This is a genomic window from Phenylobacterium sp. SCN 70-31, from assembly GCF_001724605.1.
In the GTDB taxonomy this organism is placed as follows: domain Bacteria; phylum Pseudomonadota; class Alphaproteobacteria; order Caulobacterales; family Caulobacteraceae; genus Phenylobacterium.
The window spans coordinates 64,291-83,677 of record NZ_MEEX01000018.1 but is presented as its reverse complement, the minus strand read 5'-3'; the positions used below and the strand labels follow the sequence as shown (position 1 = coordinate 83,677).

The 19,387-nt window shown below is 71.0% G+C and carries 20 protein-coding genes; 13 read left to right on the top strand and 7 right to left on the bottom strand.

The window, feature by feature from the left end; genetic code table 11:
* Window positions 1–227: 227 nt before the first annotated feature.
* Window positions 228–1,229, bottom strand: coding sequence for a cobaltochelatase subunit CobS (gene cobS, locus ABS78_RS14420; protein ID WP_293380496.1), 1,002 nt, complete (start codon window positions 1,227–1,229; stop codon window positions 228–230).
* A gap of 74 nt (window positions 1,230–1,303) precedes the next feature.
* On the opposite strand from cobS, the gene ABS78_RS14415 reads away from it, so the two are divergent.
* Window positions 1,304–2,176, top strand: coding sequence for a TauD/TfdA family dioxygenase (locus ABS78_RS14415; RefSeq protein WP_293380493.1), 873 nt, complete (start codon window positions 1,304–1,306; stop codon window positions 2,174–2,176).
* 31 nt (window positions 2,177–2,207) lie between these two features.
* Here ABS78_RS14415 and ABS78_RS14410 read toward each other — a convergent pair whose 3' ends face one another.
* Entirely contained in the window at window positions 2,208–3,488 is a 1,281-nt protein-coding gene (locus ABS78_RS14410; RefSeq protein WP_293380490.1) for an MFS transporter, read from the bottom strand.
* A 96-nt stretch (window positions 3,489–3,584) separates the two neighbouring features.
* Between ABS78_RS14410 and ABS78_RS14405 the strand changes: the two genes are divergently transcribed.
* From ABS78_RS14405 to ABS78_RS14390, 4 genes are all read left to right on the top strand, one after another.
* Window positions 3,585–4,727: an aminotransferase class I/II-fold pyridoxal phosphate-dependent enzyme gene (locus ABS78_RS14405; RefSeq protein ID WP_293380487.1), complete on the top strand. Its 1,143-nt coding sequence runs from the start codon at window positions 3,585–3,587 to the stop codon at window positions 4,725–4,727.
* Between the two features lie 8 nt (window positions 4,728–4,735).
* Window positions 4,736–5,395 carry a Type 1 glutamine amidotransferase-like domain-containing protein gene (locus ABS78_RS14400; protein ID WP_293380484.1) on the top strand — a complete coding sequence of 220 codons (660 nt, stop codon included), beginning with the start codon at window positions 4,736–4,738 and terminating at the stop codon, window positions 5,393–5,395.
* 24 nt (window positions 5,396–5,419) lie between these two features.
* Window positions 5,420–5,791, top strand: coding sequence for a DUF4180 domain-containing protein (locus ABS78_RS14395; protein WP_293380481.1), 372 nt, complete (start codon window positions 5,420–5,422; stop codon window positions 5,789–5,791).
* Between the two features lie 63 nt (window positions 5,792–5,854).
* Complete coding sequence (locus ABS78_RS14390; RefSeq protein WP_293380478.1) at window positions 5,855–6,853, top strand: aldo/keto reductase; 999 nt, start codon at window positions 5,855–5,857, stop codon at window positions 6,851–6,853.
* Between the two features lie 3 nt (window positions 6,854–6,856).
* On the opposite strand, the gene ABS78_RS14385 is transcribed toward ABS78_RS14390, so the two are convergent.
* From ABS78_RS14385 to ABS78_RS14375, 3 genes are read right to left on the bottom strand one after another with little or no spacing between them, the layout of a single operon-like run.
* Window positions 6,857–7,708, bottom strand: coding sequence for an SDR family NAD(P)-dependent oxidoreductase (locus ABS78_RS14385; protein WP_293380475.1), 852 nt, complete (start codon window positions 7,706–7,708; stop codon window positions 6,857–6,859).
* 12 nt (window positions 7,709–7,720) lie between these two features.
* Window positions 7,721–9,256, bottom strand: a complete 1,536-nt coding sequence (locus tag ABS78_RS14380) for an acyl-CoA synthetase (protein ID WP_293380472.1) — start codon at window positions 9,254–9,256, stop codon at window positions 7,721–7,723.
* A gap of 9 nt (window positions 9,257–9,265) precedes the next feature.
* Complete coding sequence (locus ABS78_RS14375) at window positions 9,266–10,102, bottom strand: N-acyl homoserine lactonase family protein (RefSeq protein WP_293380469.1); 837 nt, start codon at window positions 10,100–10,102, stop codon at window positions 9,266–9,268.
* Window positions 10,103–10,412: 310 nt separating this feature from the next.
* Here ABS78_RS14375 and ABS78_RS14370 point away from each other — a divergent pair, with 310 nt between their 5' ends.
* Window positions 10,413–11,906: a globin-coupled sensor protein gene (locus ABS78_RS14370; RefSeq protein WP_293380466.1), complete on the top strand. Its 1,494-nt coding sequence runs from the start codon at window positions 10,413–10,415 to the stop codon at window positions 11,904–11,906.
* 14 nt (window positions 11,907–11,920) lie between these two features.
* Here ABS78_RS14370 and ABS78_RS14365 read toward each other — a convergent pair whose 3' ends face one another.
* Complete coding sequence (locus tag ABS78_RS14365) at window positions 11,921–12,781, bottom strand: MBL fold metallo-hydrolase (RefSeq protein ID WP_293380464.1); 861 nt, start codon at window positions 12,779–12,781, stop codon at window positions 11,921–11,923.
* A gap of 73 nt (window positions 12,782–12,854) precedes the next feature.
* Between ABS78_RS14365 and ABS78_RS14360 the strand changes: the two genes are divergently transcribed.
* The 3 genes from ABS78_RS14360 to ABS78_RS14350 are packed head-to-tail and all read left to right on the top strand — an operon-like array spanning window position 12,855 to window position 14,525.
* Window positions 12,855–13,229: a metalloregulator ArsR/SmtB family transcription factor gene (locus ABS78_RS14360; RefSeq protein ID WP_293380461.1), complete on the top strand. Its 375-nt coding sequence runs from the start codon at window positions 12,855–12,857 to the stop codon at window positions 13,227–13,229.
* Entirely contained in the window at window positions 13,183–13,749 is a 567-nt protein-coding gene (locus ABS78_RS14355) for a rhodanese family protein (RefSeq protein ID WP_293380458.1), read from the top strand. Before ABS78_RS14360 ends, ABS78_RS14355 begins: the two co-directional genes overlap by 47 nt.
* 2 nt (window positions 13,750–13,751) lie before the next feature.
* Window positions 13,752–14,525 carry a sulfite exporter TauE/SafE family protein gene (locus ABS78_RS14350; RefSeq protein ID WP_293380455.1) on the top strand — a complete coding sequence of 258 codons (774 nt, stop codon included), beginning with the start codon at window positions 13,752–13,754 and terminating at the stop codon, window positions 14,523–14,525.
* On the opposite strand, the gene ABS78_RS14345 is transcribed toward ABS78_RS14350, so the two are convergent.
* Window positions 14,522–15,178 carry a J domain-containing protein gene (locus ABS78_RS14345; protein ID WP_293380452.1) on the bottom strand — a complete coding sequence of 219 codons (657 nt, stop codon included), beginning with the start codon at window positions 15,176–15,178 and terminating at the stop codon, window positions 14,522–14,524. The two genes, ABS78_RS14350 and ABS78_RS14345, sit on opposite strands and share 4 nt — an antisense overlap.
* A 52-nt stretch (window positions 15,179–15,230) precedes the next feature.
* Here ABS78_RS14345 and ABS78_RS14340 point away from each other — a divergent pair, with 52 nt between their 5' ends.
* From ABS78_RS14340 to ABS78_RS14325, 4 genes are all read left to right on the top strand, one after another.
* Window positions 15,231–15,503 carry a BolA family protein gene (locus tag ABS78_RS14340; protein ID WP_293380449.1) on the top strand — a complete coding sequence of 91 codons (273 nt, stop codon included), beginning with the start codon at window positions 15,231–15,233 and terminating at the stop codon, window positions 15,501–15,503.
* A 62-nt stretch (window positions 15,504–15,565) separates the two neighbouring features.
* The gene (locus tag ABS78_RS14335; RefSeq protein ID WP_293380446.1) at window positions 15,566–16,069 is read left to right on the top strand and encodes a 2Fe-2S iron-sulfur cluster-binding protein; all 504 of its coding nucleotides are present in this window, start codon (window positions 15,566–15,568) and stop codon (window positions 16,067–16,069) included.
* Entirely contained in the window at window positions 16,066–17,028 is a 963-nt protein-coding gene (locus ABS78_RS14330) for a xanthine dehydrogenase family protein subunit M (RefSeq protein WP_293380443.1), read from the top strand. Before ABS78_RS14335 ends, ABS78_RS14330 begins: the two co-directional genes overlap by 4 nt.
* Window positions 17,025–19,292, top strand: a complete 2,268-nt coding sequence (locus ABS78_RS14325; protein ID WP_293380440.1) for a xanthine dehydrogenase family protein molybdopterin-binding subunit — start codon at window positions 17,025–17,027, stop codon at window positions 19,290–19,292. The genes ABS78_RS14330 and ABS78_RS14325 overlap by 4 nt, the downstream gene beginning before the upstream one ends.
* Window positions 19,293–19,387: the final 95 nt, after the last annotated feature.

Genomic DNA, 19,387 nt, shown 5'->3' with positions numbered 1-19,387 from the left:
CCGCGGAGAGACGCGGAAGGCGAAGCTGCGCTTTCCGCGCCCTTCCGCGTTTTCCGCGGTCCCATGACCGAGCCTCCGCTCCCGCGGAGGCTCAGGACACCCAGGCCCCTTGCGGGCCCCTTCCGTGTTTTCCGTGTCTTCCGTGGTTCCAAACAGACCGAGCCTCCCCCATCCGGCGCGCGCGAAGCGGGACCCGAATGCGGGAAGGTCTCGGCCGGTCGGCGAGCCTAGGCCACGCGAACGCGGGCGGTGCTTTCCGGCAGGTCCTGGCCGAAGGCGCGCTGGAAGAACTCGGCCACCGTGCCGCGCTCCAGTTCGTCGCACTTGTTGAGGAAGGTCATCCGGAACGCCAGGCCGATGTCGCCGCCGAAGATCTCGGCGTTCTGGGCCCAGGTGATGACCGTCCGCGGGCTCATGACCGTCGAGATGTCGCCGTTCATGAAGGCGTTCCGTGTCATGTCGGCGACACGCACCATCGCGTTGATGGTCCGCTTGCCTTCGGGCGTGTCGTAGCCGGTGGCCTTGGCCAGCACGATCTCGGCTTCCACGTCGTGGCTCAGGTAGTTCAGCGTGGTGACGATGGACCAGCGGTCCATCTGCGCCTGATTGATCTGCTGGGTGCCGTGATAGAGGCCGGTGGTGTCGCCCAGGCCGATGGTGTTGGTGGTCGAGAACAGCCGGAAGTACGGATTGGCCCGGATCACCCGGTTCTGGTCCAGCAGCGTCAGCTTGCCCGAGGCCTCCAGCACCCGCTGGATCACGAACATCACGTCGGGGCGGCCGGCGTCGTACTCGTCGAACACCAGGGCGATCGGCCGTTGCAGCGCCCAGGGCAGCATGCCTTCGCGGAACTCGGTGACCTGCTTGCCGTCCTTCAGGACGATGGCGTCCTTGCCGACCAGGTCGATCCGGCTGATGTGGCTGTCCAGGTTCACCCGGATCATCGGCCAGTTCAGCCGCGCGGCCACCTGCTCGATGTGGGTGGACTTGCCGGTGCCGTGATAGCCCTGGACCATCACCCGGCGATCGTAGGCGAAGCCGGCGCAGATCGCCCGCGTGGTCTCGGGGTCGAACTTGTAGGCCGGATCGATGTCGGGCACGTGCGGGTCGCGTTCGCTGAAGGCCGGAACCTTCATGTCGAAATCCACGCCGAAGGTCTCGCGGACGTCGACCTCCCGGTCGGGCGCGAGTGTGATCAGCTTGTCTTCGTCGGTTTCGAAAGCGGCCATGGCCGGGTCCGATTACAGGCTTGCCGTGGCGGACGCAAACGGGTGTTTTATCCAAAAGTGGAGGAGGTCCCGTGATGCTCAAGGAAGCTCCCGCTTCGGATCGTGCGATCCGGGTCCACCCGCGGGAAAGTGGCTTCGGCGCCGAGGTGACCGGAGTCGACCTCTCCCGTCCGCTGCCGCCGGCGGCCCTGGCGGCGATCCGCGACGCCTGGGCGAAGCATGCCGTGCTCTCGTTCCCCGACCAGCCGCTGACGCTCGACGAGCTGGAGGCCTTCACGCTCCAGATGGGGCCGTTCGGCGACGATCCCTTCATCGCGCCCATGCCCGGCCGCCCCAACGTGCTGGAGCTGCGCCGCGAGCCCGACGAGAAGGCGCCCAACTTCGGCGGCGGCTGGCACTCGGACTGGAGCTTCCAGCCCGCGCCGCCCTCGGCCACCATCCTGCGCTCCGAGGTCACGCCGCCCGTCGGCGGCGACACGCTCTTCGTCGACGCGGCCCGCGCCTACGAGGACCTGTCCGACACCATGAAGGCGATGCTGGCGCCCCTGCGGGCGATCCACTCGGCCGGTCGGCCCTATGGCGCAAGCGGCCTCTTCGCCCGCGAGACCGAGAAGCGGACGATGCAGATCATCTCGTCCGCCGAAGCCGACAAGACACATCCGCACCCGCTGGTCCGCACCCATCCTGTGACCGGCCGCAAGGCTCTGTTCGTCAGCCCGACCTATACGGTGGGCGTCGAGGGCCTGACCGACATGGAGGCCGACGCCGTGCTGGGCTTCCTCTACAAGCACCTGCTTCAGGACAGGTACCGGCTCCGCCACACCTGGAAGCCCGGCATGCTGCTCATGTGGGACAACCGCTGCACCATGCACTTCGCCGAGGGCGGCTACGACGGCCATCTGCGGGTCATGCACCGCACGACGGTGGCGGGGGACGTCCCGGTCTGAGGTCCCGGTCTGAGGTCGCGGGACAGGCGCCTCAGTCCGCGTGCTTCGGTTTCAGCGGCAGGAGGCCCGCCAGGCTCAGCACCGCGGCGGCCACCAGGTAGAAGCCCACGGGCGCCAGCCCGCCCCGGTCGGCCAGGAGCTGGGCCGCCATCGGCGCCAGCCCGCCGCCGATGATCCCGCCCACGTTGAACGCGATGGAGGCGCCGGTATAGCGCACCCGCGGCGGGAACAGGCTGGGCAGGAACGCGCCCAGCGGCCCGTAGACGAAACCCATGGCGAACAGCGCCAGCGACAGCCAGGCCCAGATCAGCACCAGCGAGCCGGCGCCCATCATCGTCCCCATCGTTGCGCCCACGGCCAAGGTGGCGAAGCAGCCGGCGATGAGCACCCGCCTTGGGTTGCTCATATCCGACCACCACCCCGCCGCCACGATGCCGGCGGCCAGGAACACGATGGCCCCCAGTTGGACCATCAGGAACGTCTCGCGGCTGTAGCCCAGCGCGGTCGTGCCGTAGCCCAGGGCGAAGGCGGTGGAGAGGTAGAAGATGGCGAAGCACGCCACGACGGCGAAGGTGCCGCAAAGCAGCTCGCCCGGATGACGCCGGATGGCTTCGGCGATCGGCACGTGGCTCGGCTCGGCCTCGGCCGCCGCCTTCCGGAAGGCGGGTGTCTCGCCGATCTTCAGGCGCACCCACAGGCCCAGCCCCACAAGGATCGCGCTGGCCAGGAACGGCAGGCGCCAGCCCCAGTCCTGGAAGTCCTCGGGCGACAGGCCCAGGCCCAAGAGCAGGAACAGGCCGTTGGCGGCGATGAAGCCCACGGGCGCTCCGAGTTGCGGGAACATGCCGAACCGCGCCTTCCAGCCGGGCGGGGCGTTCTCCACCGCCAGCAGCGCCGCGCCGCCCCACTCGCCGCCCAGGCCGAAGCCCTGGCCGAACCGCAACAGGCAGAGCAGGGCCGGCGCCACCCAGCCCACCATCGCGTAGGTGGGCAGGAAGGCGATCAGCAGGGTCGAGACGCCCATCGTCATCAGCGACGCCACCAGCGTCGACTTGCGTCCGATCCGGTCGCCGAAGTGGCCGAAGAACGCCGCGCCCACCGGCCGCGCGAAGAAGGCGACGGCGAACGTCGCATAGCTGCTCATGAGCTGCGCCGTCGGCGACGCCGAGGGGAAGAACAGGGGGCCGAACACCAGGGCCGCCGCGGTCGCGTAGATGTAGAAGTCGTAGAACTCGACCGCCGTCCCCACCAGGCTGGCGGCCAGCACGCGGCGGTTCGAGGCGCTGCCCACGGCGGCGTCGGTGGTTGTCACGGCGCGTCCCCCCAAGATCGCCTCCCGCTTCGCCGAGGCCGGCCTCGCGGTCAAGCGGCCTTGGCGCGTGGCCTGTCCCTGGGTTAGGCCATCCGCATGAGCGCCGAGATCGATCCGTTCCACGCCATCTCCGTCAGCGGCCTGGCCCACCGGCTGAAGGCCGAGGGGCGCAGCGTGATCCACATGGAGTTCGGCCAGCCCTCGACCGGCGCCCCCGCCGCCGCGCTGGCGGCCGCGCATCGGGTGCTGGACACCGACGGCATGGGCTACTGGGAGAGCGCGCCGCTGAAGGCCCGCATCGGCCGCCACTACGCCGAGACCTATGGTGTGACGGTGGAGCCGTCGCGGATCACGCTCACGTGCGGCGCGTCTCCTGCGCTGGTGCTGGCGCTGTCGTCCACCTCCGCGCCGGGCGATGTGATCGCCATGGCCCGGCCGGGCTACGTCGCCTACCGCAACACGGTGAAGGCGTTGAACCTGACGGCGCTGGAGATCCCCTGCGGCCCGGAGGAACGGTTCCAGCTCTCGGCGGCGACGCTGGCGGCGCTCGACCCCGCGCCGGCGGGCGTCATCCTGGCCAGCCCGGCCAACCCCACCGGCACGATCATCCCCGCCGCAGAGCTGGAGGCCATCGCGCGGGTCTGCCGCGAGCGGGGTATCCGCATCGTCTCCGACGAGATCTACCACGGCCTGAGCTACGGCGAGCCGACCCGCTCGATGCTGGAGTTCGAACCGGACGCCATCGTCGTGAACAGCTTCTCCAAGTACTTCAGCATGGCCGGCTGGCGGCTGGGCTGGCTGATCGTGCCGAAGGCGCAGGCGTCGCGGGCGGTGGCCTACATGGGCGCCCTGTTCCTCACGGCGCCGTCGCTGGCCCAGCACGCGGCCCTGGCGGCGATGGACTGCCGCGACGAGCTGGAGAGCCATGTCGCCACCTATCGAAGGAACCGTGAGCTGCTGCTGGCGGCGCTGCCGGCGCTGGGCCTGAAGTCCATCGCCCCGCCGGACGGCGCCTTCTACATCTGGGCCGACGTCGGCGGCCTGACCGATGACAGCCTGGCCTTCTGCAAGCGGCTGCTGGAGGATACCGGCGTCGCCACGGCGCCCGGGATCGACTTCGATCCGGTCGAGGGCCGCCGCTTCATCCGCCTGAGCTTCGCCGTCTCCACGCCCGAGATCGAAGAGGCCATCCGCCGGCTGACGCCCTGGTTCCAGGCGGCGTGGGCGACGGCGGCCTGAGGACGCGCGTGCGGCTCTACCTGGCGTCCTGGCGGACGGGCGACAGCTTCGCGGAGCTGGTCCGCATGGCGGGGCCCGGCGGGCGCGTGGGCGTGATCGCCAACGCCGTCGACTTCATTCCGCCCGCCGAGCGCGAAGCCTACCGCCGCCGGGTCCACGATCCGGTCGCGGAGTTCGAGGCCCACGGACTTGCGGCCTACGACCTGGATCTCCGGACCTACTTCCGCCGGCCCGAGGCGCTGCTGGCCGAGCTGGAGCGCACGACCCTGACATGGGCCACGGGCGGCAACGCCTTCCTGCTGCGCCGGGCGATGCGGCAGAGCGGCTTCGACGCCCTGGCGCCGGGCCTCGTCTGGGCCGGGCGGCTCGCCTACGGCGGCTGGAGCGCGGGCGCGTGCGTGGCCGGTCCGACCCTGCGCGGCCTGGACCTGATGGACGACCCCGCCGTCCTGGCCGAGGGCTATGCGCCCGAACCCGTCTGGGAGGGGCTGGGCCTGATCGACGGCGCCGTGGTGCCTCACTGGCGCTCGGACCATCCCGAGGCCGAGGCCGCCGAGGCCGCGGCCGTCTGGATGGCGGCCAACCGCATCCCGCACCGGACGCTTCGCGACGGCGACGTCCTGGTCCAGAATGGCGAGACGCTTGAGCTGCACGCCGGCCGGCCCTGACGGCGGAAGGATGGAGGATGGCGGATGACGGGAACGTCTCGCAGGATCGCCGATGTGGATGTCCTGGTCTGCGACCCCGACGGTCCGGCGCTGGACGGCGAGCGGTCGGCGGTGGACCTCGTGGGCGAGGCGCTGGGCGCCGGCGCCTCTCTGGTGGCGATCCCGGTCTCGCGCCTGTCCCCCAACTTCCTCACGCTCAGCAACCGCAAGGCGGGCGAGGCGATCCAGAAGTTCGTCAACTATGGCCTGAAGGTCGCCTTCGTGGGCGACGTCTCGGGAGCGGTGTCGGCGAGCGACGCCCTGCGCGACTTCGTGCGCGAGTCCAACCGCGGCCGGCACGTCTGGTTCGTGGAGGACATGGCCGCACTGGAGGCCAGGATCGCCGGCGCCGTTTGACGCGGGGGTTGACCTCTCCCGCCGCGCTGTCGTCTCTCGCGGGCTCAGTCAGGGAGTGCGCATATGCAGAAGCGTCGGATCGGTCCGTTCGAGGTGTCGGCCATCGGCCTGGGCTGCATGAGCCTGAGCCACGCCTATGGATCGCCGCCGCCGCGGAAACAGGCGGAAGAGGTGCTGCTGGGCGCGCTGGACGCGGGCTACACGTTCTTCGACACCGCCGCCGTCTACGGCCTGGGCCACAACGAGACCCTGGTGGGCGAGGTGCTGGGGCCGCACCGCGACAAGTTCGTGCTGGCGTCCAAGTGCGGCCTGACCGACGCGACGGGGACCCAGCGGGGCGTCAACGGCCGGCCCGAGACGATCAAGGCCGTCTGCGACGTCAGCCTGAAGCGGCTGAACGTGGACGTGATCGACCTCTACTACCTCCACCGCCTGGACCGCAGCGTGCCCATCGAGGACAGCGTGGGCGCCCTGGCCGACCTGGTGAAGGCGGGCAAGATCCGCACCATCGGCCTCTCCGAGATCTCGGCCGACACCCTGCGCCGCGCGCATGCGGTGCATCCGATCGCGGCGCTTCAGACCGAGTATTCGCCTTGGACCCGCAATCCCGAGATCGCGGTCCTCGAGGCGTGCCGCGAACTGGGCGTGGCGTTCGTGGCCTTCTCGCCCGTGGCGCGCGGCTTCCTCGCCGGCGGCGCGCACGACCCGGCCCGGCTGGAGGCGGGCGATATCCGCCTGGCCATGCCCCGGTTCCAGGGCGAGGCGCTGGCCGCCAACCTGCGCCTCTACGATGCCTTCGCCGCCATCGCCCGTGACGCCGGCTGCACGACGGCCCAGCTCTGCCTTGCCTGGCTGCTGGCCAAGGGCGACGACATCGTCCCCATCCCCGGCACCACCAGCCCCGACCACATGCGCGAGGACGCCGCCGCCGCCGGCCTGACGCTGTCGCCCGAGATCATCGCCCGCGTGGACGCCACGGTGAACGGCGACACCGTCACGGGCTCGCGCTACTCGCCGCAGCTCCAGGCCTCGGTGGACACCGAGCGGATGCCGGGGGAGTAGGCGTCAGCCCGTCGGCGGAACGCGGTCGCGGATGCGGCCGAAGCCCTCCCGGATGGCGGCGAAGCGGGCCTCGACGATCGGCTCGAACTCGGCGTCGGTGAAGATGTAGGGCCAGTCGCCCTCGATGCCTTCGCGCACCAGCTCGCCGACGTACCTCGGGTCGATGCCGGTATCGACGCGGGTGCGGAGGTTCTCGATCCAGGCCAGCCGCTCGCCCGCCGGGGCGGCGGCCGGCTGGTCGTCGGCGAAGCGGTCGGGACGGTTGCGGCCCGAGTCGACGATGCGGGTGCGGATGAAGCCCGGGCAGAGCACCGAGACGCCGATGCCGCGCGGCGCCAGTTCGACCCTCAGACCCTCGGACAGGGCGACGACGCCGTACTTGGTGACGTTGTAGGCGTTGCCCGATCCCGACAGCAGGCCCGCGACCGAGGCGGTGTTGACGATTTGGCCGCCCTGGCCGTGTCGTTCGATCAGAGGGCCGAAGACCTCGACGCCCCAGATGACGCCCATCAGGTTGACGCCGATGGTCCAGTCCCAGCTCGCGTCGGTCCAGGCGCCGTAGGCGCCGCCCCCGCCCACGCCGGCGTTGTTCACCAGGATGTGGACGTCGCCATAGGCGTCGAGCGTCGCCTCGGCCGCCTCACGCAACTGGTCCTTCAGCGACACGTCGGCCACGACGCCGGCGACATCGGCGTTGGTGGCGCGCAGGCCCGCGACCGCCTCGTCGAGCGCGGCCTGCTCGATGTCGCAGAGCATCACCTTGACCCCGGCCTGGGCCAGGGCGGTGGCGATCCCCAGCCCGATGCCGGACGCGCCGCCGGTCACGAACGCGGTCTTGCCCGCCAGGTCCTTCATGCGTCGTCCCCCTCAGATGCGCCGTTCCAGCCCGGCCCAGAAGGGCTCGCGCAGTTTCCGTTTGAAGATCTTCCCCGAGTCCTCGCGCGGCAGGTCCGCGGCCAGCTCCACACGCCGGGGGACCTTGAAGCCCGAAACGTGCTGGCGGAGGTAGGCCTTCACGCCGGCCTCGGTGAGGTCGGCGTCCGGGCTGGGCTGGACCACCGCGCAGATGGCCTCGCCGAACTCCTCGTCCGGGATGCCGAAGACCGCGCAGTCGGCCACGCCGGGCATCTTCAGCAACTCGGCCTCGATTTCGGCCGGGTAGATGTTCACCCCGCCCGAGATGATCATGTCCTTGGCGCGGTCGCAGAGATAGAGGAAGCCGTCCCGGTCGAAGTAGCCGACGTCGCCGGGCGCGATCAGCCCGGCCTTCTCGCTGTCGCGCCGCTTCTGGTCGTCGCCGTGATAGGTGAAGTCCGAGATGCCGCGGATGCGGGCCACCACCTCGCCGATCTCGCCGGGGGGCAGGGTGTTCCCGTCGGCGTCGATGACCCGGACGTCGGCCTCGGGCCATGGCCGGCCCACCGTGCCGGGATGGGTGAGCCAGTCCTCTGAGGTGCAGAAGGTGACGGCCGAGACTTCGGTCGAGCCGTAGTATTCGTTGATGACCGGTCCCCACCACGCGATCATCGCCCGCTTGATCGGCGGCGGGCAGGGCGCCGCGGCGTGGACCACGAACCGGAGGGACGACAGGTCGTACCTGGCCTTCACCTCGTCGGGCAGCTTGAGCAGCCGGTGGAACATGATCGGCACCATGTGCAGGTGCGTGACCCGATGCTTCTCGATGAGCTGCAACAGCTCCTCGGGGTCGAACCGTGGCTCCAGGATCACCGTGGCGCCCAGGCGCGCGCTGGCCAGGCCGTAGGCGTTGGGGGCCGAGTGGTACATGGGGCCGGTGACCACGGTGACGATGTCCTGCGGATCGCCGTGGCCGACGAAGCCGAAGGCGCGGCCGATCACGGCGCCGGTGAGCGCCGCCTGTTCCGGCGTGGGCGGCGCGCGGCGTACGCCCTTGGGACGGCCGGTGGTGCCCGAGGTGTAGATGATGGTCCCTGGCGCCTCGGCGCCCGAGGGCGCGAGCGGCGCGAAGCCTTCGAGCCAGGCCGACCAGTCGATGAACCCTTCCGGGACCGCGGCGGGATCGACGCCATAGGCCTCGGCGATCTCGGGCGGCGTGGCCACGACCAGCACGGGGACGCCCGGCGGCAGGGCCTCGCGGATCGGATCGATCAGGTCGGCGTGGATGACGATGGCCTTGGCGCCCGAGTTCTCGAACAGATAGGCCGCCTCGTCGGGCGTGTAGTGCCAGTTGACCGGCGTGGGGTAGGCGCCCAGCAGGCCCGCCGCGCCGCTGGCCTCGAAGAAGGCCAGATCGTTGCGCAGGTAGAGGGCGACCAGATCGCCCTGGCCGAGGCCCAGGCTGGCCAGGCCCGACGCCGCCCGCGCCGAGCGGTCGGCCAGCGCCTTGGCCGACAGGGTGCGCGATCCGCTGATCAGTCCGCCCATGACGGCCCCCTAACGCGCCGGCTTGGGGAAGGTGGGCAGGCCGGCGAAGTCCTCGGGCGTGTGCTGGAGGATCAGTCGGGCCTTCTCGGCCTTGGCCAGCGTCTCCACGGCGTCCATCGTCTGGAGGGTCTGGGCCTTGTCGAAGTTGAATCGCGGCACGCGCCGGTTCGGCCGGCTGGCGGCGATGTGCCAGAGGTCGCCGGTGAGGATCAGCGGTCCGGTCTCCTGCAGCCGGACCAGCAGCACGGTGTGGCCCGGCGTATGGCCGGGCGCCTTGTGGATCACCACCTTGCCGTCGCCGAAGACGTCGAGGGTCGGCTGTTCGACGAGGCGGGTCTTCGCCGTCTCCAGCGCCGCGTAGGCGGCGAAGTTGGGGCTTTTGCGCGCGGTGTCGCTGAAGGCGGTCTCGCGCTCCCTGGGGTCCACGATCCAGGTCGAGCCGGCGAAGAGGCCCGCATTTCCGATGTGGTCGAAATGGCTGTGCGACAACGAGACATACGCGATGTCGGCCGGCTTCAGGCCGAGGTCGCCGAGCTGTTCGGCCAGCGAGCGCGCCGGCGTGCCGGGCGGCGGCGGCTTGCCGGCGGCCGGCGGGGGCAGGCCGGTGTCCCACACCAGATCGCCCCTGGGATGGCGGATCAGATAGCAGGGAACCACCATCTCGGCGGCCACGCCCTTGTACGCCCCGTCGTCGGCGAACATGTCGGCGTTGGTCAGGCTGATCCGGCCGCAGTCCATCGTATAGAGCTCCACGGTCCTGGGCGCTGCGGGCGCCGCCTCCGCGGGTGTCGTTCCCAGGCCGCCCAGCCATGCGGCGGCCGCGGCGGCGGCCAGCATCCGGTACATCGGCGTTTCCTCGTCCTGTCGTTGGCGCCAGCCTGACGCCGGGGAGGCTGCGGAGACAAGCCCGCAGATCGACAGTCGTCGAGAAAGACGGCGTAGCTTGGGCGCGGCCGATGGCGCCGAGAATGACATGTCCTGAGCCCCAATGGCCCGAGAGACGCGGCAATTTGCAGTTGAAGGCCGTATCGCCGCGGCCTTGATGCAATCTGGAGATGTGATGCGTCCAGATGTCGCGGCATGGACGAAGGTTGCGGCAAGCGGGGATTAACCGTCTTCGCTCCTGCTTAAGCTTTCTTGCAAGAGGGGGATCCCCGTGAGCGACACCTACGCCGTCAGTGAGCGTCTCGAGTTCATCGGACTGGACCGCAAGGCGCGCGACACGCTGCGGTCGCTCCGTCCGTTTCTCGCCGCCGAGGTCCAGCCGGCGCTCAGCGTGTTCTATGCCCGGCTCCGGGAGACGCCGCAGGTGCGCGCGTTCTTCAAGGACGAGAGCCACATCACCGCCGCGGCGGGAAGCCAGGGTCGCCACTGGGGCGTCATCGCCGAGGCCAAGTACGACGAGGACTATGTCCGGGGCGTGCGCACCATCGGACAGACGCATGCCCGGATCGGCCTGGAGCCCCGGTGGTACATCGCCGGCTACGCCCTGATCACCGACGCCCTGTTGCGCCGGGTGGTGGAGACCCGTTGGCCCAAGGGCTTCGGCGGTCGCGCCAAGGGCGCCGACGAGACGGCCGACGCCATCGGCGCGCTGGTCAAGGCCATGATGCTCGACATGGATTTCGCGCTCTCCATCTATCTCGAGACGCTGGAGACGCAGCGCCAGTCGCTGGAGGCCGCGCGCAAGGAGACCGAGCACAACCAGGCCACCGCCATGGAGGCCATCGGCGCGGCTCTGTCCCGCCTTTCCCAGGGCGACCTGCGGGCGCGGGTGGACGCGGCCCTGGCCCCGGAGTTCGACGCCCTGAAGTCGGACTTCAACGCCGCGATCGCCAACCTGGAGCAGGCGGTGAGCGCCGCCTCGGGCGCGGCCCGGGTGGTGGGCGAGGGCGTCGAGCAGATCGGCGCGGCCGCCTCGAACCTTTCGCGCCGCACCGAGCAGCAGGCGGCGAACCTGGAAGAAACCGCCGCCGCTCTGGAGCAGATCACCGCCACCGTGCGGCGTAGCTCGGAGGGGGCGCAAAACGCCAGCCGGGCGATGGCCGAGGCGCGGGCCGAGGCCGAGCGTTCGGGCGTGGTCGTGGAGCAGGCGATCGGTGCGATGGACCAGATCGACAATTCGTCCAGCCAGATCAGCCGGATCATCGGGGTGATCGACGAGATCGCGTTCCAGACCAATCTGCTGGCGCTGAACGCCGGCGTGGAGGCGGCTCGCGCCGGCGAGGCGGGCAAAGGCTTCGCCGTCGTCGCCTCCGAGGTGCGCGCCCTGGCGCAGCGTTCGGCCGAAGCCGCCAAGGAGATCAAGACCCTGATCTCGGCCTCCGGCGCCCAGGTGAAGACCGGCGTGGCCCTGGTGGGGCAGACCGGCGAGGCGCTGACCGCCATCGCCGAACGCGTGACGACCATCGACGCGCTGGTGGCCGAGATCGCGGCCTCGGCGATGGAACAGAACCGTGCGCTCAGCGAGGTGAACATCGCGGTCAATCAGCTCGATCAACTCACCCAGCAGAACGCCGCGATGGTCGAGGAGACGACCGCCGCCACCCATTCGCTGAACGCCCAGAGCGTGGACCTGTCGCGCCTGATGGGCGGCTTCACGGTCGCCGGCGAGGCCACCCCGGCCGCAGGGTCTCGCCGGGCGGCCTGACGGCCGGGCCGGCGTCAGACCCGGCTCACCGGCAGTCGCAGGAAGACGTGTCCGCCGGGCGACGCCGGCGGCAGCGCGCCGGCGCGGATGTTCACCTGAAGCGACGGCAGGATCAGGGTGGGCGGCGCCAGCGTCGCGTCGCGCGCCCGGCGCATGGCCACGAAGTCGGCTTCGGCCACCCCGTCGTGGACGTGGATGTTACCGGCCCGCTGTTCGGCCACAGTGGTCTCCCACCGGATATGGTCGCGGCCGGGCGGCAGGTAGTCGTGGCCCACGAAGATGCGGGTCTCGGGCGGCAGGGCCAGGATCTTGCGGGTCGAGCGGTACAGCGTCGCGGCGTCGCCGCCCGGGAAGTCGGCGCGCGCCGTCCCGTAGTCGGGCATGAACAGGGTGTCGCCGACGAAGGCCGCGTCGCCGATGCGGTAGGTGACGCAGGCCGGCGTATGGCCGGGCGTGTGCAGCACCGAAATCTCCAGGTCGCCCAGCGGCAGGGTCTGGCCCTCGTCGATCAGCCGGTCGAAGGCCCGGCCGTCGTCGGCGACGTCGTCGGCCTCGAAGGTGGGGATGAACTGCTTCTGGACCTCGACGATGCGCGCCCCGATGACGACCTCGGCGCCGGTGCTTCTGCGGATGTAGTCGGCCGCCGACAGGTGGTCGGCGTGGGCGTGGGTCTCCAGCACGTACTTCAGGTTCAGGCCCCGGTCGCGGACGGCGGCCAGGACGGCGTCGGCCGAGCGCGTGGAAAGCCTCGCGCCCCTGGGTTCGAAATCCAGGACGGGATCGACGATGGCGGCCGCCTTCGTCGCCGGGTCGCTGACCAGATAGGTCGCCGTCGAGGTGGCGGGATCGAAAAACGCTTGAACGTCGGGTTGCATGGTCGGAGCCTCCCTGGCCTCAAACATACATATGAGCACTTGCTAATTTAGCAATAGCTAATATATAGGCCTCATGTTCGATCTCGCGAACTTCGACATCTCGCGCTTCGAGGCGAGCGCCGCGGAAGCCGCCCGGCTCCTGCGCGCGCTCTCCAACGAGCGGCGCCTGATGATCCTGTGCCAGCTTGCGGACGGCGAACGGGCGGTGGGGGAGCTTCAGCCCCTGGTCGGCCTGTCGCAGTCGGCCCTGTCGCAGCACCTCGCGGTGCTGCGGGAAGAGGGCATCGTGGCCACGCGCCGCGAAGGCCAGAGCGTGCGCTACCGGATCTCGGACCCCGCCGCCGTGCGCGTGGTGACGACGCTCGCCGAGATCTTCTGTCCCCCCGACATGAGGTCGCCCCATGAACCCTCTTCCGAACGCTCCTCTGATCCCCCTGCCGCCGGATGAGGTCGGCCGCCGACTGGCCGGGCGCGGCGCCGTCCTGGTGGATATCCGCGAAGCCGACGAGTTCGCCCGACGCCACGTGAAGGGCGCCCTGTCGCGGCCGTTGTCCGACTTCGAGACGGCGCGGCTGAGGATCGATCCCGGCCGGGACGTGATCTTCACCTGCCGCACCGGGATGCGGACCGGCGCCAACTGCCAGCGGCTGGCCGAGGCCGTCGGCGGCCCGGCCTATGTGCTGGAGGGTGGCGTCGACGCCTGGGCGGCCGCCGGATTGCCCGTAGCCGAGGATCGCAAGGCGCCGCTGGAGATCATGCGCCAGGTGCAGATCGCGGCGGGCGCGCTGGTGCTGGCCGGAGTCGGCCTGGGGGGCGCGGTCCATCCGGCCTTCCTGGCCATCCCGGCCTTCGTGGGCGCCGGCCTGACGTTCGCGGGCGTCACGGGCTTCTGCGGCCTGGCCCGCCTGTTGGCCGCGATGCCGTGGAACCGTCCCCGGACCGCGCCGTCGGATCTCGGGGCGGCCTGACCGTGGACGTCTCCTGGGCGCTGGGCGCCGCCCTCGCCAGCGGCGCTCTGGTGGGCCTGCTGCTGGGCGTGTTCGGCGGCGGCGGCTCGGTCCTGGCCACCCCGCTACTGATCTACGCCGTCGGCGTGCGTGACCCGCACGTGGCCATCGGCACCTCGGCGTCGGCCGTAGCGGTGAACGCGCTCGCCGGCCTGGCCGTGCAGGCGCGGGCCGGCCGTGTGAAATGGCCCTGCGCCCTGGTGTTCGCCGCTGCGGGCCTGGCCGGGTCGCTCACGGGCGCGCACCTCGCCAAGCAGGTGGACGGCCAGGCGCTGCTGGCCGGCTTCGCGGGAGTCATGGCGCTGGTCGGCGGCTCGATGCTGCTGCCCCGCCGAAATGTCGGCGACCCGTCCGTGCGTCTCGACGCCGGCCGCGTGCTGAAGCTGGCTCCCATCGGGCTCGGAACGGGGCTGGCGGCCGGCTTCTTCGGCATCGGCGGCGGCTTCCTGATCGCGCCGGGCCTGATGGCCGCCACCGGCATGACCCTGGCCCACGCCGCCGCCTCGTCGCTGGTGTCGGTGGCGCTGTTCGGCGCGGCGACCAGTGTCAGCTATGCGGCCTCCGGCCTGGTGGACTGGCCGGTCTTCGGCGCCCTGGTGGGCGGCGGGGCGGTGGGCGTCCTGGCCTCGGGACCCGTCGCGGGGGCGCTGTCGGCGCGTGCGGCGCTGGCGCAGAGACTGTTCGCGCTGATGGTGATCGCCGTCGCCGCCTATGTGGCCTTCCGGGCGTTCACCTAGGCCATCCCGGCCTTGCGCAGCGCCTGATAGGACTTGATGACCCGCTGGAGCCGGTTCTCGCCCGAGCGGTCGCCGTTGTTGGCGTCGGGGTGCAGGCGGCGGACCAGTTCGGTGTAGCGGGCGCGGATCTTCGAGGCGTCGGCGTCCTCATCGAGATCGAGGTCGGCCAGGGCGTTGCGTTCGATCTTGCCCAGACGCCGGCTGGGCGTCTCGACCTTCGCCTGAGTTCCGCCCCCGCCGAACAGGTTGAAGGGATCGTGACCTGGGCCGGGACCCTGCTTCGCGCCGAACTTGGCGGCGAAGGCGGCGGCCTCGCGACTCATGCGGCCGGCCTTCATCTCCCAGGTGGGGCGGCCGCCGGTCATCATCTCCTCCTGCTGGCGGCGACGGACCTCGCCCTCGGCCATGCCGGCGAAGAAGTTCCAGTTGCGGTTGTATTCGGCGGCATGCGGCTGACAGAACCAGTAGTGCTCGTTCAGCATGTCGCGGCTCTTGGGCGCGCGTGCGGTGGCGGCCTGGCGGCAGCCGGGGTGGTCGCACCGCCGTTCGCCGGGCTTCAGGGCGTGAACGTCCTCGGCCGTCTCGTCCTTCTCGGACGGCGGTCGCACGCGGATATCCACGAACTTTGGCCTGTATTGAAACGCGCCGGGCATGAGCCGAGTATGGTGGGGAGAAAGTTCCGTACAAGAATTGAAGATAGAGCCGATGGGCGCCATATTTGATGCCATTCAAGACAAGCTCACCGCGGCCTTCCGGCCCACGCGGCTGGAGATCGTGGACGACTCGGACCGGCATGCGGGTCACGCTGGCGCCCGCGAGGGCGGCGAGAGCCACTTCAACGTGACCATCGAAGCCCCGGCGTTCTCGGGGACGCCCAGGGTGGCGCGCCAGCGGATGGTGTATCGCGCGCTGGCCGAGGAACTGGCCGGGCCTGTCCACGCGTTGTCCGTGAAGGCCCTCGCGCCGGGCGAGACCTGAGGATCGAAGATACGAAACGACCGCCCGCCAAAAAAGGGCGGCGCTCTAGCGGGAGGGACGGGTTGAGGATCAACATCACCGCCAATGGCGAGGCGCGGTCCCTGGACCTCGACCCGCGCACGACACTGCTCGACGCCTTGCGCGAGCACCTGAAGCTGACCGGCTCGAAGAAGGGCTGCGACCACGGCCAGTGCGGCGCCTGCACGGTGCTCGCGAACGGAACGCGCATCAACGCCTGCCTGTCGCTGGCGGTCATGCACGACGGCGACGAGGTGACGACCATCGAGGGTCTGGGGTCGCCCGAGACGCTCCACCCGATGCAGCAGGCGTTCCTGACGCACGACGCGTTCCAGTGCGGCTACTGCACGCCGGGGCAGATCTGCTCGGCGGTGGCGATGCTGGCCGAATTCGAGGCGGGCGCGCCCAGCCCCGAGACGCCGCGCGGCGCCGCCCCGACCCTGTCCGACGCCGAGATCCGAGAGCGGATGAGCGGGAACATCTGCCGCTGCTCGGCCTATCCGCAGATCGTGGCGGCGATCCGCGACGCGGCGGAGGGGCGCGCATGAGGCCCTTCACCTATGAGCGCGCCGCCTCGGCCGCGGCGGCGGTGGAGGCGGCCCAGGCGCCGGGCGCGCGCTTCATCGCCGGCGGCACCAACCTGCTGGACCTGATGAAGCTGGACATCGAGGCTCCGGCGCACCTGATCGACGTGGGCCGCCTGCCGATGGCGGGGATCGAGGCGACGGACGAGGGCGGCCTGCGTATCGGGGCGATGGCGACCAACACGGCGGTGGCGTCCGATCCGTTGGTGCGGGCGCGCTTTCCGATGCTGTCCGAGGCGATCGTGGCGGGGGGCTCGCCCCAGCTCCGCAATAAGGCCCGCGTCGGCGGCAACCTGCTGCAGCGGACGCGCTGCGCCTACTTCTACGACCCCACGAAACCCTGCAACAAGCGCCAGCCCGGCTCGGGTTGCGGGGCGCTGGAGGGGCTGAACCGCAACGCCGCCATCTTCGGCGCCAGCCCGTCGTGCGTGGCGACCCATCCCTCGGACATGGCCGTGGCCCTGACGGCGCTGGACGCCCGGGTGGAGACCCTGACGGCCGGCGGCGGGGCGCGCTCGATCCCCGTGGCCGACCTGCACCGTGCGCCGGGCGACACGCCGCATCTGGAGACGGCGCTGGACGACGGCGAGCTGATCACCGCGGTGGTCGTGCCGCCCGCGCCAACGGGCGGACAGGCCTATCGCAAGGTCCGGGACCGGGCGTCGTACGCCGGCGGCCTGGCCAGCGTGGCGGTCGCCGGCGGCCGGCTGGCACTGGGCATGGTGGCGCTGAAGCCCTGGCGGGCCACGGCGGCCGAGGCGGCGCTGGTCGACGGCGCCGACCCGGCCGAGGCCATCGGCCGCGAACTGGCGGGCGCCAGCCCGCTGGGCCGCAACGACTTCAAGGTCCCGCTGGTGGCGCGTCTGGCCGTCGCCACGATGGCCGAGGCGCGCGCCGCCGCGAACGGGGGAGGGCAGGGATGAGCTCGGTCAGCGACTGGGAGGCCCCCAATCCGGTCAAGGACAACCGCGGCGGCCTGATCGGCAAGGGCGTGGATCGGTACGAAGGCCCGCTGAAGGTCACGGGCACGGCGCCCTACGCCTACGAGGTCCAGCCCCCGTCTCCGCCGGCCTACGGCGTCATGGTGGGCGCGGCCATCGCGCGGGGCCGGATCACCGCCGTCGACATCGCCGCGGCCGAGGCCTCGCCCGGCGTGCTGCTGGCCTGGACGCACATGAACGCTCCGGCGCAGCCGCCGCGCGGCACCAAGGGGCATCCACGAAGCACCCAGGGATCGAAGCCGGCGCTGGAGAGCGACCGGGTCGCCTATTTCGGCCAGCCCGTGGCCTTCGTGGTGGCCGACACCCTGGAGAACGCTGTCGCCGCCTCGCATCTGATCCGGCTGAGCTATGCGGCCGAAGGGCATGACGTGGCGTTCCACGAACGCCTGGACGCCGCCGGCCAGCCCCCGGGCGAGCAGGACGTGGAGATCGGGGACTTCGACGCGGGGTTCGCCGCCTCCGAGGTCCGGCTGGACGAGACCTGGACCACGCCGCTTCAGAACCACTGCCAGATGGAGCCCTGCGCCTCGCTGGCCTGGTGGGAGGGGCCGGACCGCTGCGTGGCCCACACCTCGGTCCAGATGGTGAAGCCCGCTCAGCACGGCCTGGCCGAGACGCTGGGGATCGGGCGCGACGATGTCCATCTGCTGACGCGCTACATCGGCGGCGGTTTCGGCGGGAAGGGCCAGACCTACGACGACCTGACCTTGGCGGCGCTGGCGGCCCGCGCCCTGGGCCGTCCGGTCAAGGTGGCCTTCACCCGCCAGCAGATGATGCACGGCACGATCCACCGGCCTGCGACGGTCCAGCGGGTGCGGCTGGGCGCCGGGCGCGATGGGCGGCTGAACGCCATGTCGATGATGACCTGGACCCACTGTCATCGCGACGGCGCCTTCACCGAGCACGCGTCGAACTTCGCGCGCAGTCTCTATGCGGCGCCCAACCGTCTCACGGGCCACCGGCTGGTGAAACTGGACCTGCCGCACGCCGGGGCCATGCGCGCGCCGGGCGAGGCCTCGGGCACGCTCAGCCTGGAATGCGCCATGGACGAGCTGGCCGAGCAGCTCGGCCTGGACCCCGTCGAGCTGCGCATCCGCAACGAGCCCGAGGTCGATCCCGAGAACGGACGGCCGTTCTCGCAGCGCCAGCTTGTGCGCTGCCTGCGCGAGGGAGCCCAGCTCTTCGGCTGGGACCGGCGGCTGCCGACGCCCGGCCAGGTGCGCGATGGCCGCTGGCTGGTGGGCCTGGGCATGGCGGCCGCCATCCGCGGCAACTTCCTGCTGCCGGCCAAGTGCAGCTTCTCGGTCGACGCCGACGGCGTGATCACCGTGCGCCAGGGCATGACCGACATCGGGACCGGCACCTACACGGTCCTGGCCCAGATCGCGGCCGAGACCCTGGGCGTGCCGCTGGGCCAGGTGAAGGTCGAGATCGGCGATTCCGAGCTGCCGCCGGCGCCCGGATCGGGCGGCCAGTTCGGCGCGGCGACCGCCGGTTCGGCCGCGCTGATGGCGGGCATGAACCTGCGCCGGGCGATCGCCGACCTGGCCACGGGCGATCCCGGATCGCCTCTGCACGCCGGCGATCCGGGTGACGTCACCTTCCAGGATGGCGTGGTCGCCATCGAGAACCGCTCCGAGACCCTGTCGGATCTGATCCGCCGCGCGGCGCCCGAGGGGCTCACGGTCGAGGGCGAGATCCGGCCGGCGCAGGACGCGCAGAAGTGGAGCCAGCAGACCTACGGCGCCCATTACTGCGAGGTGGGCGTGGACCCGGTGACGGGCGAAGTGCGCGTGCGCCGGATGCTGGGCGTGTTCGCGGCCGGGCGGATCATCAACGCCAAGACCGCCCGCAGCCAGCTCACCGGCGGGATGATCTGGGGGGTGGGTTCCGCCCTGCACGAAGGCAACCCCGTCGATCCGCGCTACGGCTCGCTCGTCAACCAGGACCTGGCCCAGTACGTGCTGCCGGTGCAGGCCGACATCGGCGAGCTGGACGCCATCATGCTGGACGAGGTGGACGACAAGGCGAACCCGATGGGGATCAAGGGCGTGGGCGAGTTGGGCAACTCGGGGGCCGGCGCCGCGGTGGCCAACGCCGTCTACAACGCCTGCGGCGTGCGCGTGCGCGACTATCCGATCACGCCCGACAGGCTGCTGGCGGGGCTGATCGCGAAGGGGATGTAGCCCCAGAAAAGGACGGCGCGGCTCCTGGGGAGCCGCGCCGGAGGCGTCCGGGGAGGAATACGCCCGGTCGGAGGAAGAAACATCGTGCGGGGCTA

Bases quoted from the DNA above. Each gene is read 5' to 3' on its own strand.
- ABS78_RS14380 (WP_293380472.1), bottom strand. From the start codon at position 9,256: ATGGGCGGACTGATCAGCGGATCGCGCACCCTGTCGGCCAAGGCGCTG.
- ABS78_RS14355 (WP_293380458.1), top strand. From the start codon at position 13,183: ATGAACCCTCTTCCGAACGCTCCTCTGATCCCCCTGCCGCCGGATGAG.
- ABS78_RS14365 (WP_293380464.1), bottom strand. From the start codon at position 12,781: ATGCAACCCGACGTTCAAGCGTTTTTCGATCCCGCCACCTCGACGGCG.
- ABS78_RS14390 (WP_293380478.1), top strand. From the start codon at position 5,855: ATGCAGAAGCGTCGGATCGGTCCGTTCGAGGTGTCGGCCATCGGCCTG.
- ABS78_RS14415 (WP_293380493.1), top strand. From the start codon at position 1,304: ATGCTCAAGGAAGCTCCCGCTTCGGATCGTGCGATCCGGGTCCACCCG.
- ABS78_RS14395 (WP_293380481.1), top strand. From the start codon at position 5,420: ATGACGGGAACGTCTCGCAGGATCGCCGATGTGGATGTCCTGGTCTGC.
- ABS78_RS14325 (WP_293380440.1), top strand. From the start codon at position 17,025: ATGAGCTCGGTCAGCGACTGGGAGGCCCCCAATCCGGTCAAGGACAAC.
- ABS78_RS14360 (WP_293380461.1), top strand. From the start codon at position 12,855: ATGTTCGATCTCGCGAACTTCGACATCTCGCGCTTCGAGGCGAGCGCC.
- ABS78_RS14405 (WP_293380487.1), top strand. From the start codon at position 3,585: ATGAGCGCCGAGATCGATCCGTTCCACGCCATCTCCGTCAGCGGCCTG.
- cobS (WP_293380496.1), bottom strand. From the start codon at position 1,229: ATGGCCGCTTTCGAAACCGACGAAGACAAGCTGATCACACTCGCGCCC.
- ABS78_RS14375 (WP_293380469.1), bottom strand. From the start codon at position 10,102: ATGTACCGGATGCTGGCCGCCGCCGCGGCCGCCGCATGGCTGGGCGGC.
- ABS78_RS14330 (WP_293380443.1), top strand. From the start codon at position 16,066: ATGAGGCCCTTCACCTATGAGCGCGCCGCCTCGGCCGCGGCGGCGGTG.
- ABS78_RS14345 (WP_293380452.1), bottom strand. From the start codon at position 15,178: ATGCCCGGCGCGTTTCAATACAGGCCAAAGTTCGTGGATATCCGCGTG.
- ABS78_RS14340 (WP_293380449.1), top strand. From the start codon at position 15,231: ATGGGCGCCATATTTGATGCCATTCAAGACAAGCTCACCGCGGCCTTC.
- ABS78_RS14385 (WP_293380475.1), bottom strand. From the start codon at position 7,708: ATGAAGGACCTGGCGGGCAAGACCGCGTTCGTGACCGGCGGCGCGTCC.